This is a genomic window from Pedobacter sp. 05L430, from assembly GCF_056397585.1.
This window is the reverse complement of the sequence record NZ_JBFTNT010000225.1, coordinates 1-12,331: the sequence shown is the minus strand read 5'-3', so window position 1 is coordinate 12,331 and position 12,331 is coordinate 1. Positions and strand designations below refer to the sequence as shown.

Annotated in this window: 12 protein-coding genes and 1 pseudogene; 9 read left to right on the top strand and 4 right to left on the bottom strand. The window is 38.2% G+C overall.

Annotation, left to right across the window (positions count from 1 at the left end; all coding sequences use genetic code 11):
• Together AC1DG9_RS20590 and AC1DG9_RS20585 are read left to right on the top strand one after the other, a co-directional pair.
• Positions 1–1,498 (top strand): annotated as a pseudogene (locus tag AC1DG9_RS20590) (hypothetical protein); the annotation flags it as partial.
• Between the two features lie 3 nt (positions 1,499–1,501).
• Positions 1,502–1,780, top strand: a complete 279-nt coding sequence (locus AC1DG9_RS20585) for a LapA family protein (RefSeq protein WP_048906914.1) — start codon at positions 1,502–1,504, stop codon at positions 1,778–1,780.
• A gap of 102 nt (positions 1,781–1,882) precedes the next feature.
• Here AC1DG9_RS20585 and AC1DG9_RS20580 read toward each other — a convergent pair whose 3' ends face one another.
• Both AC1DG9_RS20580 and ispE read right to left on the bottom strand, forming a co-directional pair.
• Positions 1,883–2,299, bottom strand: coding sequence for an OsmC family protein (locus tag AC1DG9_RS20580; RefSeq protein ID WP_477635161.1), 417 nt, complete (start codon positions 2,297–2,299; stop codon positions 1,883–1,885).
• 38 nt (positions 2,300–2,337) lie between these two features.
• The gene (gene ispE / locus AC1DG9_RS20575; RefSeq protein ID WP_477635160.1) at positions 2,338–3,141 is read right to left on the bottom strand and encodes a 4-(cytidine 5'-diphospho)-2-C-methyl-D-erythritol kinase; all 804 of its coding nucleotides are present in this window, start codon (positions 3,139–3,141) and stop codon (positions 2,338–2,340) included.
• Positions 3,142–3,266: 125 nt separating this feature from the next.
• Between ispE and AC1DG9_RS20570 the strand changes: the two genes are divergently transcribed.
• The 6 genes from AC1DG9_RS20570 to AC1DG9_RS20545 all read left to right on the top strand — a co-directional run bounded on the left by AC1DG9_RS20570 (position 3,267) and on the right by AC1DG9_RS20545 (position 9,515).
• A complete protein-coding gene (locus AC1DG9_RS20570; RefSeq protein ID WP_172659609.1) occupies positions 3,267–4,061 on the top strand; it encodes a thymidylate synthase in 795 nt (264 codons plus the stop codon).
• Positions 4,058–4,543, top strand: coding sequence for a dihydrofolate reductase (locus tag AC1DG9_RS20565; RefSeq protein WP_337716482.1), 486 nt, complete (start codon positions 4,058–4,060; stop codon positions 4,541–4,543). Before AC1DG9_RS20570 ends, AC1DG9_RS20565 begins: the two co-directional genes overlap by 4 nt.
• A 159-nt stretch (positions 4,544–4,702) precedes the next feature.
• Positions 4,703–5,410, top strand: coding sequence for a hypothetical protein (locus tag AC1DG9_RS20560; RefSeq protein ID WP_477635159.1), 708 nt, complete (start codon positions 4,703–4,705; stop codon positions 5,408–5,410).
• Between the two features lie 10 nt (positions 5,411–5,420).
• On the top strand, positions 5,421–7,250 hold the full coding sequence (gene secD, locus AC1DG9_RS20555; RefSeq protein WP_477635158.1) for a protein translocase subunit SecD: 1,830 nt from the start codon (positions 5,421–5,423) through the stop codon (positions 7,248–7,250).
• Positions 7,251–7,333: 83 nt separating this feature from the next.
• Complete coding sequence (locus AC1DG9_RS20550; protein WP_477635157.1) at positions 7,334–8,668, top strand: NAD(P)/FAD-dependent oxidoreductase; 1,335 nt, start codon at positions 7,334–7,336, stop codon at positions 8,666–8,668.
• Positions 8,649–9,515: a hydroxymethylglutaryl-CoA lyase gene (locus AC1DG9_RS20545; RefSeq protein ID WP_477635156.1), complete on the top strand. Its 867-nt coding sequence runs from the start codon at positions 8,649–8,651 to the stop codon at positions 9,513–9,515. Before AC1DG9_RS20550 ends, AC1DG9_RS20545 begins: the two co-directional genes overlap by 20 nt.
• Before the next feature lie 70 nt (positions 9,516–9,585).
• Here the strand turns inward: AC1DG9_RS20545 and AC1DG9_RS20540 are convergent, their stop codons facing one another.
• Positions 9,586–10,020 (bottom strand): GNAT family N-acetyltransferase, encoded by a 435-nt coding sequence (locus AC1DG9_RS20540; protein WP_172659605.1) that lies wholly within the window; start codon positions 10,018–10,020, stop codon positions 9,586–9,588.
• Positions 10,021–10,108: 88 nt separating this feature from the next.
• On the bottom strand, positions 10,109–11,188 hold the full coding sequence (fbaA, locus tag AC1DG9_RS20535) for a class II fructose-bisphosphate aldolase (RefSeq protein ID WP_048906924.1): 1,080 nt from the start codon (positions 11,186–11,188) through the stop codon (positions 10,109–10,111).
• A 228-nt stretch (positions 11,189–11,416) separates the two neighbouring features.
• On the opposite strand from fbaA, the gene accD reads away from it, so the two are divergent.
• Positions 11,417–12,262: an acetyl-CoA carboxylase, carboxyltransferase subunit beta gene (gene accD, locus AC1DG9_RS20530; RefSeq protein WP_477635155.1), complete on the top strand. Its 846-nt coding sequence runs from the start codon at positions 11,417–11,419 to the stop codon at positions 12,260–12,262.
• Positions 12,263–12,331: the final 69 nt, after the last annotated feature.

Sequence of the window (12,331 nt, the reverse complement as noted above, 5' to 3'; positions counted from 1 at the left end):
CCTAAACACTATTCCTAATCCCGAAAACCTGATACTGCAAACTCCGGCCTACAACGYCAATGGAAACCTGATCACCTACATTAGCGTTAGCGAAAAAGGAAAAGCCTTGTGGGTAACAGACAAGGGAGAAAAAACAGAACAGTTGATAAAGGAAACGCAACAGCAGATAAGCAGACCGATATACATTAACCGAGGAATAGCTTTTAACGCGCATTACGATGGAATCGACAACATTTACAGCATAGATACCATTTCAAAAAAGATAAGCGCTCTGAGCGCCTCTAAATACGGCGCTTTTAATCCAACGCAAGCCGATAGCACTGCTTCCGTTATTTTCAACAACTACACACTAAGCGGCTATGGAATTTCAGAAATGCCGCTACAACCAAAACAACCGGGCGATAACAATTTCGTTTATTTTGGCAGCGCCGTCCAAAAACAAGAGAATACAACGAATGTTTTCGACAATATTCCAGATAGCAGTTACTCCTCAAAACCATACCGTGCACTAACAAACCTGTTCAATGTACACAGCATAATTCCGGTTATCGAAAACGAGTACCGCGGCGGACTACAACTAAATTCCGACAACCTGCTTAACACTTTCGGTTTTTTTGCAGGAGTGGATTATTACCGTGACCTGAAAAAATTCGAGTACAATGCAGGCTTCACTTTAAAAAGTTTTTATCCGATCATAAGAGCCACCTACAGGAACCGGCCGCGAAGAACTTTCTATAACACAAAATCAGGCGTTCTGCAGGGCGATTGGAGAGAAAACAATATCCAACTTCAGGCATCCGTTCCAATAAGCTTGAACGCGCTAAATGAGACTTACAATTTCTCTTTTAATGCACTAACCAGTTACACCCAAAGATACCAGCCCGAAAACCTGCCCAAAAATTTCATCAGCAAATTAATTTTCCCGATGGAATACAACTTCACCTTTAACCATAGCACGGCACAGGCCGCAAGAGACATTGCACCAAAATGGGCACAGATATTAAGGATTTCTTACATGCACCAACCATTTGATGATAATCTTGCCGGCCGATTGTTCGCTGTTGAAGGATTCCTGTATTTCCCTGGTCTGCTAAAAAACCACTCTTTCCTGGCCAATTTCAATTATCAGAATACATCAGGCATAAGATTGTACGACCAGGAAATAAACACTGTTTATGGCTATAGTAACATCAGGGCAAAAAGCGTTCTCAGAAACACCCTGCTTTTCAACTACCGCTTCCCTATCGTTTTCCCCGATGAAGAAATCGGTCCGCTGGCCTATATCAGAAATCTGAGAGCAGGCATGTTCTGCCATTATGAAAACATCGGTACAGAAACAAATTTAGCAGAACCTAAAACTTTTGGTTTCGAATTACGTAGTAGTATGAACCTGCTGCGTTATCAGCCGATTGTGGATGTGGGCGCCAGGTGTGTTTTTGTAAACAAAGTGTATAACCAAAATCCTATATTAGAATTAATTTTAAACTATAGCTTTTAAGTCATGAAGACCAAAACCATTTTCATCATCGCATTTACAGCAATCATTACTATTTTTTTAATGATAAATACAGACGCCGTAGAGTTTAACTTCATTTTTGTAAAGAAAGAAATTTCTAAACTGCTGGTAGTGGGTGTATGTACTTTTGTTGGATTTATACTGGGCTATTGGGCCGGCAGACCCAGAACTACTTTAAGCACCTATGACAGGGTTGATACGCCGATAAAACCCGAAGATCGTAAGAAAGCGTTGAGCGATGAGGATCGCGATTATATCAGTTAAGAGATATGGCCGTCATCTCGACTTTAGGAGAGATCTCTTGGTTATGCTAACGCAATATAGATCTCTCCTAAAGTCGAGATGACGGCAGCCTTAACTACTCCGTTACTGATGAATTTCGTATGTAAAATTCAGCGTAGCTGAACGCTCCAAAATATTAGATACTGAGCAATATTTTTCGAAAGTTAAAGCAAGTGCTCTTTCTACTTTTTGAACATTTAATGCGCCATAAAGATCGAAATGTATGTTTATCACATCAAATATTGGCGGCATCTCTTCATCCTTACGAGTGGCCTTAATATTGATTTTAACATCATTTAATGGCTCTTTTTGCTTGGTTAGCACATTCACCACATCAATTCCACTGCAACCTCCAAGGCCCACCAACAGCATTTCCATTGGTCTGAAACCTTTACCTTCTCCACCAATTTCAGGCTTAGCATCCAGTTCTAYAGTTTGACCGCTTGGGTTCTGAGCTTCAAAATTAAATTTATTGTTTTTACGTATCAGGTTAATTTCCATTTGTAAATATCTTTATGCTTGTAATATGTTCTTTGGTACTAAATGTTATAAAACACTTTATTATCCTTTTCCAGTTCGGGTAATTTCACCTGGTCTTCAAATATTGCAAAAACTGATGAACCACTCCCACTCATGGCTGCAAATATTGCTCCCTCATGATAAAGCGCTTGTTTTACCGTTGCTATTTCCGGATATTTCAAAAACACAGTGTCTTCAAAATCATTCYTCAGGTTCGATTTCCAATCTTTTAACGGCAATTGAATTAAGTCCTTTAGTGATTTGGAGGATCTATGAGGCACAATTCCACTATAAGCATCGGCAGTAGACACATGCACCGGGGGTTTAACCAATATAATCTTGTAGCCAGAAAGATCAACATCGACCTCGCTAAACTCATCGCCCTTTCCCTCTGCAAAAACCGGTCTATTGTTAATGAAAAATGCACAATCGGCACCCAACTGCCTTGCATAATCTTCCATCTGATGGGTATTTAAGCCCAATTGAAATTTATCGTTCAATAACTTGATCAGAAATGCAGCATCAGATGAGCCACCACCTAAACCAGCCCCAACAGGAATATTTTTAAGCAGCGTAATTTGTTGCGCTGGCAAATCGAAATCATTTTTAAGTAAATCAAATGCTTTTAGGCAGATGTTATCAGTAGTACTTCCGGGAATATCAATACCTTTTATCTGACAAGTTGTTTCTCCGGCATCTGTAATTTCTATAACATCATTTATTTTTACCGGATAAAATACAGTTTCAAGATTATGGTATCCATCAGGTCTTTTCTCAGTTACATACAGACCAAGGTTTATCTTGGCATTAGCAAATGCAAGCATCAATTTTTGCGTTTATTGTTAAGCCTGCAAACTTACAAAAATCAAAAACATAGTATAGAAGTATAGCTTTAAAGATTCCATATAATATGTACTTTTGTAATAAATAGCCTTTTTAAATTAATCAGATGAAACAGTATTTAGATTTGATGCAGCACGTGCTTGATCATGGCACACAAAAACATGACCGCACCGGAACCGGCACCATCAGTGTATTTGGATATCAGATGCGATTTAACTTGCAGGAAGGCTTCCCTATGGTTACCACAAAAAAACTGCATTTAAAATCAATCATCCATGAATTGATCTGGTTTTTAACCGGCGATACCAATATTAAGTATTTAAAAGATAATGGTGTAAGGATATGGGATGAATGGGCTGATGCCGACGGCAATTTGGGCCCTGTATACGGATCGCAATGGCGCTCGTGGCCTAAACCCGATGGCGGACATATCGATCAGATAGCGCAGATCATCAATACCATTAAAAACAACCCGGATTCCAGACGTATCATTGTATCGGCATGGAACGTTGCCGAGGTAGAACATATGGCGCTTCCTCCCTGCCATGCATTTTTTCAGTTCTATGTTGCAGATGGAAAATTAAGCTGCCAGCTGTATCAGCGCAGTGCCGATATATTTTTAGGAGTTCCTTTTAATATTGCTTCTTATGCCCTGCTAACCATGATGGTTGCCCAGGTATGCGGTTTGAAGTATGGCGACTTTATTCATACCCTTGGCGATGCTCATTTATACAACAATCATATTGAGCAGGCAAAATTGCAATTGAGCAGAGATCCTAAAAAACTGCCTGTAATGGAAATAAACCGTGACGTTAAAAACATCTTTGATTTTAAATTTGAAGACTTTACGTTGAAAGATTACGAAGCTCATCCGCATATTAAAGGAGTAGTTGCAGTATGATCGTATCAATTGTAGTAGCTATAGACCAAAATAATGCCATCGGTAAAAACAATAAGTTATTGTGGCATTTGCCAGCAGATCTAAAGCATTTTAAACAAATAACCAGCGGACATACCATTATTATGGGCCGAAAAACCTATGATTCTATTGGCAGACCACTACCCAACAGACGTAACATCGTGATTACAAGAAATACTGACCTGGCCATTGAAGGCGTTGAGGTTGTAACAACTCTTGATGATGCTTTAGCCCTTTGTACCAAGGACGAAGAAGTGTTTATTGTTGGCGGTGCGCAGATATATGAACATGCGCTTGGCAAAACGGATCGTATCTATCTTACCACCGTACACCAGACTTATGATGCCGATACCTTCTTTCCGAAAATCGATAAGCAGACCTGGAAAGTAATAAATTCTGAAGATCATGAGCCTGATGAAAAAAATGTGGTAGCTTACACATTTTCGACACTTGAGCGGTATTAAACAATCTTAAAAGCAAATAGTTGGAGGCCTATAATAAAAACTTTCATAACGTGGCCTATTAATTAAAAAAATAATTAGATTTGCCGACTTGTTAAAAAAATATATAGCATATAGACTAATAATTACAAACAAATGCAGGGTAAAGGTTTTATAAAATTTATGGCGATACTTTTAGGTATCGTCTGTGTGTATTCTCTCTCATTCAACTTTGTTACTTCTAAAGTTGAAAAAGACGCAAAAGCTTATGCTAAAGGAGACCTGGATAAGGAAAAAGCTTATTTAGATTCGATGGCAACAGTACCGGTATATCCTCTTTTTGGATTTAATTACCAGTTCTGTAAAGAAAAAGAAATCAACCTTGGTTTAGACTTAAAAGGTGGTATGAACGTAACGATGGAAATATCGTTATCAGAACTGGTTAAATCTTTAGCCGGAAATACTGATGATGCTAATTTCAACAAAGCGTTGGTTACTGCTCAAACTCAATTGAACGCTGGCGGAAAAGATTTCATTAACTTATTTGTTAACGAATTTGAAAAACTTTCTCCTAACGTAAAATTAGCTGACTTCTTTTCTAATCAAGACAACTCTAAACTTCTTAAACCTGATGCCAGCAATTCGGAAGTAAAAAACTTCTTATCTAAAGAAGCTACTAGTGCTATTGACCGTTCATTCGTGATCATCAGAAGTCGTATCGATGGTTTCGGAGTAGTAAGTCCAAACATGCAGAAACAAGAAGGTACTAACCGTATCCTAATTGAGATGCCAGGTGTTCAGGACAAAGAAAGGGTTCACAAATTATTACAAGGTTCTGCAGAATTACAATTCTGGCAAGTATATAACAACGAAGAGATCTGGTGGTGCTAAGATTTTCGAATTGTACGCAATCAAATCTTTGTCTTCTGATGGCAAGCCTGATTTAGGTGGTGAAGCTATTAGTGATGCCCGTCATGATTACGATCAAAAAGGTCGTCCTGAAGTAACCATGTATATGACTGGTGAGGGTGCTGCAAAATGGAAAAAAATTACTGCTGAAGCTTCTGCTGATCCAAACAATAAAAAATCTATTGCTATCGTATTGGATAATACAGTTTACTCTGCTCCTACGGTACAAAATGAGATCCCTAACGGTATTTCTTCTATCACTGGTAGTTTCACTGTAAACGATACTCAGGATTTAGCAAACATCTTAAAAGCGGGTAAACTTCCTGCTCCTGCAAGAATTGTTGGTGAATTCGTTGTTGGTCCTTCACTTGGTGAGGTTGCCATCCACAATGGTTTATTGTCATTCGTACTTGCGTTTGTTGTAATCCTTGTGTTTATGGCTTTATATTACAATAAAGCCGGATGGGTTGCTAACCTTGCATTGGTGATCAACTTGTTCTTTATCATGGGTATTTTGGTATCACTAGGTGCGGTATTAACATTGCCTGGTATTGCAGGTATCGTGTTGGTAATCGGTCTATCGGTAGATGCGAACATCCTTATATTTGAGCGTGTAAGGGAAGAGCTTACTTTGGGCAAACCAACTCCGGTAGCTATCAAAGAAGGTTTCAAACACGCAATGTCATCTATCATTGACTCGAACGTTACTGTATTTGTATTAGGCGCTATCCTTTACATCTTTGGTAGTGGTCCGGTTCAAGGTTTTGCTACTACGTTATGTATCGGTATCTTATCATCACTATTCTGTGCAGTATTGATCTCACGTTTAGTTTTTGAATACCTTTTAGATAAAAAATCTAACATTACTTTTGGCAACAAACACACTATTCACGCATTTAAAAATATTGCTTTCAACTTTGTTGGCCATAGAAAACTTTACTATACTATTTCTTCGGCAATCATTGTTTTAGGTTTTATTTTCTACTTCAAAAATGGTGGTTTAAATCTGGGTATCGACTTTAAAGGTGGTAGAACTTATATCGTTCACTTCGATAAGGGAATGCAAACTGAAGATGTTAAAGCTAGTTTGAATGCATCTTTCCCTGAGTCAGAAACTATCGTTAAAACTGCAGGTGCTGATAATGAATTAAAAATTACAACTACTTACCACATTACTGATCAGGATCAGGGTGCTGATAAATTAGTTGAAAAAGCATTACACGAAGGTTTAGCAAAAACCGGTGTTAAATATACTATTGAAAGTAATGAAAAGGTAGGTCCTATTATTGCGAGCGATATTGTTTACGGAGCGTATGGAGCAATTCTATTCTCTTGTTTAGTGATGTTCTTCTATATCGTAGTAAGGTTTAAGAAACTAAACTATGGTTTAGGTGCTGTTATCGCATTGTTCCATGATGTGCTTCTTGTACTTTCGTTCTACACAATTTTAGATGGTGTATTACCATTCTCTCTAGAGATTGGTCAGGATTTCATTGCAGCGATCTTAACAGTAATGGGTTACACCATGACTGAGACAGTTGTTGTGTTTGACCGTATCCGTGAGAAGCTTGCAGAAAGCGGGAAAGAAGATCTTCATGGCGAGGAACGTAATAAATTAATCAACTTTGCATTGAACAGTACTTTGAGTCGTACTATTTTGACTTCACTAACTGTATTCTTCGTATTACTTGTAATCTTCATCTTTGGTGGAGCTAGTATCCGCGGATTTATCTTTGCCTTATTGATTGGTCGTATCATTGGTACATATTCATCATTATGTATCTCTACTCCTATCGTTATCGATCTTGGTAAAAACAAATAAGTAATTACTTACAAATGATAATTAAAGGCACCCTTTTTGGGTGCCTTTTTGTTTGTTATGTATATTTACCAAAATTGATTTTTATGGAACAACGTTTTCCTAAAGGCAACAAACCCAGAATTGTAATTGTAGGCGGTGGCTTTGGTGGCATTGAGCTGGCAAAGAAACTGCGAAATAAGGACATAGAAGTAATTATGCTCGACAAACATAATTACCATACATTTCAGCCGCTATTATATCAGGTTGCTACGGGAGGTTTAGAGGCCGACTCTATTGCTTTCCCACTAAGAAAAATCTTTAAAGGCCAAAAAAACCTAACCTTTAGGGTTACTGAAGTGAAAAAGGTTTTGCCTCTTGAAAATGCAATAGAAACTACCATCGGTATTTTTGAATACGATCATCTTGTAATTGCTACAGGATCAACCAGTAACTTTTTTGGGCAAGATGAGATTGAGCACAATGCCATGCCCATGAAATCCATTCCAGAGGCATTAAACCTTAGGAGTTTATTACTTCAAAATCTGGAATCAGCACAAATCGCTACAGATAAGCTTACCGAAGCTGAATTGTTGAATTTTGTGGTTGTTGGCGGTGGCCCCACCGGTGTTGAAACCTCAGGTGCAATTGCAGAACTTAAAAAGCACGTTTTAAAAAATGACTATCCTGAATTAGACCTTAAAAAAGTAAATATATTTTTGATAGAAGGTTCTCCTGAATTATTAGGAGCAATGTCTGTTCAGGCACAAAAGAAATCTGAAGAATTTCTTAGCGAGCTTGGTGTAACGGTTATGACCAATTCACGTGTTCAATCTTACGACGGGAAGCAGCTAATTCTTGTTGATGGCAGGATTATTCCTACTTCAACTGTAATTTGGTCGGCCGGAGTAAAAGGAGTAGTAATTGACGGATTAAATCCGCAATGTGTAGTCAGKGGAAATCGAGTAAAAGTTAATGAAATCAGCAGAGTTGATGGTCATGATAATATTTATGCTATTGGAGATGTAGCCGCAATGATTACAGAAGAGTTCCCTAATGGCTATCCAGGTGTTGCACCGGCAGCGATACAACAGGGAAAGCAACTTGCCGAAAATCTGATCAATATTATTGGCAACAAACCCACAGAACCTTTTAAGTACTTCGACAAAGGGGCAATGGCAACGGTAGGCAGAAACAGAGCGGTTGTAGATATCCATAAGGTTAGGTTTCAGGGCATATTTGCCTGGTTTACCTGGATGTTTGTTCACTTAATGACACTTGTTGGCTTTAGGAATAAACTGGTGGTATTTGTGAACTGGGTATGGAGCTATTTTAGTTACGACCGCGGAACAAGGTTAATTATCCGTCCGTTTCTAAGAGGAAACCCGGAACCTGAAGTAGTGGACCCCAAACCTGTTAAGGATGAAGCAAAAGTCAATTAAGMTTATTGAGTGCCCACGTGATGCCATGCAGGGTATTCATGATTTTATAGATACTGACGTTAAAGCAGCATATATTAACCTGCTCTTACAAGTCGGGTTCGACACCATAGATTTCGGTAGTTTCGTATCTCCCAAAGCAATTCCTCAGTTGCGGGATACACGTGAAGTTTTAGCTAAGCTGGATTTGAGCGCTACAAGTTCCAAACTCCTGGCTATTGTAGCTAATTTGCGTGGTGTTGAAGAAGCTGTTGCGCACAACGAGATAACCTATCTGGGTTTTCCATTTTCCATCTCAGAAACGTTTCAACAAAGAAATACCAATTCAAGTATCGCACAATCAATGGATACGGTAAAACAGATGCTTGAACTGTGCGATAAATACGGTAAAACAGCCGTTGTTTATTTATCTATGGGTTTTGGAAACCCATATGGGGATGAATGGAATGTAGAAATAGTTGAAAGGTGGGCAGATGAACTGATTGCCAATGGTGTGAAGATACTTTCATTGTCGGACACCACAGGTGTTTCTTCTCCTGAAAAAATCAGAGAGATCTTACCGTCTCTGGTGAAGAGATTTGAAAACACAGAGATCGGCTTGCATTTACACAGCACACCCGATACGCGCTTTGAGAAAATTGACACTGCTTATGAAAGTGGTTGCCGCCGGTTTGATAGTGCACTGAAAGGATTTGGAGGCTGCCCCATGGCTACGGACGACCTGACAGGTAATCTGGCCACAGAAGAACTCATTACCTACTTAGAAAGCAGGAATGAGGCCTTAAACCTGAATATGGACAAGTGGCAGGAAGCCGTTCTGTTTTCACAAAAGGTTTTCCCTTTGTATTAAATTTATTTTTGATTCCATCATCATCCTGAATTTATTTCAGGATGATGATAGTGTTACCCAAGCAACCCCGCTAAGCGTGATGGTGCTTTTTAACCATTTTGTAATGCTGTATACCTGCTTCTTCAAATTGTTCACCCTCTGCTATAAAGCCAAATCTTGAATATAATCTCATTGCGTCCAGCTGCGCATTTAAATAAATGTAATCTGCATCAGAAGGTAAGTCAGACAAGGCTGCAGCTACCAGGGCCTGTCCTATTCTTTTTCCTCTGAACTTTTTTAGTACAGCAAATCGTTCTAATTTATATCCATTTTCTGTTTTGCGCCAACGACATGCGCCACAAGGTTCGTTGTTTAACAATGCCAGAAAATGTTTAGAAACATCTTCATTTTCCCATTCCAGCTCTGGAGGGCAGTTCTGCTCTTCAACAAAAACGGTTTTTCTAATTGCAAATACCTTATCCAAATCTTGCGGATTGTTTACCTTAATTACCTGAAGTGCGTCCATGATTTCTATTTATTTTTAGCTTTTAAATGCAACAAAAAAAGCGCCACAAGTATAATTCCTGTGGCGCTTCGTAACTTTTACCCAAGGATTATAATTTGTCGCTTGCGTCTTTACAATTTAAATCTTCAAATGCTTGTGTTAAACGTTTAACAAAGGCTTCTTCACCCTTACGTAACCAAACACGAGGATCGTAGTATTTTTTATTAGGTTTATCTTCGCCATCAGGATTTCCGATTTGAGCTTGAAGATAAGCTTCGTTTGCTTTATAGTAATCCAAAATACCTTCCCACATTGCCCATTGCATATCTGTATCGATATTCATTTTAATAGCTCCGTAAGAAATAGCTTCTCTGATCTCTTCCTGAGAAGAACCAGAACCACCGTGGAATACAAAGTTAATAGGTTTATCAGCAGAAATATTGAATTTTTCTTTGATGAAATCCTGAGAATTTTTAAGAATTACTGGTTGTAATTTAACGTTACCAGGTTTATAAACACCGTGAACGTTACCAAACGCAGCTGCAACAGTGAATTTATCACTTACTTTGCTTAATTCTTCGTAGGCATAAGCTACTTCAGAAGGCTGAGTATATAATTTAGAACTATCTACATCACTGTTGTCAACGCCATCTTCTTCACCACCTGTAACACCAAGCTCGATTTCAATGGTCATGCCTAATTTAGCCATACGTGCTAAATATTTAGCAGAGATTTCCATATTCTCTTCGATAGACTCTTCAGATAAGTCAAGCATGTGTGAAGAAAACAATGGTTTTCCAGTTTCTGCAAAGAATTTTTCGCCATGATCTAACAATCCGTCGATCCATGGTAATAATTTTTTAGCAGCATGGTCAGTGTGTAATATTACAGCAACACCATAATGTTCAGCCAATAAATGAACGTGTTTAGCTGCAGATACTGCACCTAATACGCAAGCATTCAGATTATCATTATTTAATGTTTTACCTGCGTAGAATTGTGCTCCACCGTTAGAAAGTTGAATGATAACAGGTGAATTAACTGCTTTGGCAGTTTCCATTACTGCATTAATGGTATTTGTACCGGTAACATTTACTGCTGGCAAAGCAAATTGATGTTTTTTAGCCTGTTCAAACAATTCCTGAACGGCATCTCCGTAAATTACGCCCTTGTAGCCTTTTAAACTCATTTTTTATAATTTTATATCTGCCGAAGTTAGGAAAAATATCACTTTGGGCAAACCAATAAGGGGATTATTTTCAATTAAAACGTATTGTTTAGGCTTGGTAATGAACCGATCATGAATTATTTTATATTTTTTATATGATTTGGGCATTCATAATCGTTTAACTAAAGTATCCTTAAACTGTTCTAATTTTTTTTTGTTTCTTTGTAATCGCATTTTTCAAGAAATAACATGGCTTGGTTTAAAAGAGAGAAAAAAGGTATTAGTACGCTTACTGAAGAAAAAAAAGAAGCGCCAGACGGTTTATGGAACAAGTGTCCGAATTGTAAAAAAGCATTACATACTGCCGATCAAATAGAGAATAAATATGTTTGCCAATATTGTGACTATCATTTAAGAATAGGGTCTAAGGAATACTTTCAGGTATTATTTGACGATAATAAGTTCACCGAGCTTTTCTCAAATTTAACATCAGGAGATCCCTTGAATTTTACAGATAGCAAGCCCTACACTGAAAKGTTGGTAGAGAGCATGACTAAAACAGGCTTAAAAGACGCCATTAGAGCTGCTCACGGTAAAATAGAAGGTGAAGACATCATTATAGCTTGTATGGATTTCAATTTTATTGGCGGATCTATGGGTTCGGTAGTAGGTGAAAAAATTGCCCGTTCTATTGATTATGCAATAAAACATAAAGTTCCATTTTTAATGATCTCTAAATCTGGAGGTGCCCGGATGATGGAAGCTGCATTCTCGTTAATGCAAATGGCCAAAACTTCGGCTAAACTTGCACTGTTAAGTCAGGCCAAAGTTCCTTATATATCTTTGCTTACAGACCCAACTACTGGTGGTGTAACTGCTTCTTATGCGATGCTTGGTGATATTAACATTGCTGAGCCTGGTGCTTTGATCGGTTTTGCCGGTCCAAGGGTTATTAAAGAAACAATAAAGAAAGATCTGCCTAAGGGTTTCCAAACCGCAGAATTCGTTTTGGAACATGGTTTCCTTGATTTCATTGTAGATCGCAGAATGATGAAAGCTAAGCTTGCTGCTTTCCTTAAAATGATGAAGAACTAAAAAAATATATTATAATTAAAAAAGCCCGGTAAAATATTTTACCGGGCTTTTTTTGTATTTAACAAGTAC

Coding starts and splice junctions, on each gene's coding strand:
- fbaA (WP_048906924.1), bottom strand. CDS start 11,188: ATGAGTTTAAAAGGCTACAAGGGCGTAATTTACGGAGATGCCGTTCAG.
- AC1DG9_RS20560 (WP_477635159.1), top strand. CDS start 4,703: ATGGCGATACTTTTAGGTATCGTCTGTGTGTATTCTCTCTCATTCAAC.
- AC1DG9_RS20540 (WP_172659605.1), bottom strand. CDS start 10,020: ATGGACGCACTTCAGGTAATTAAGGTAAACAATCCGCAAGATTTGGAT.
- AC1DG9_RS20570 (WP_172659609.1), top strand. CDS start 3,267: ATGAAACAGTATTTAGATTTGATGCAGCACGTGCTTGATCATGGCACA.
- AC1DG9_RS20565 (WP_337716482.1), top strand. CDS start 4,058: ATGATCGTATCAATTGTAGTAGCTATAGACCAAAATAATGCCATCGGT.
- AC1DG9_RS20585 (WP_048906914.1), top strand. CDS start 1,502: ATGAAGACCAAAACCATTTTCATCATCGCATTTACAGCAATCATTACT.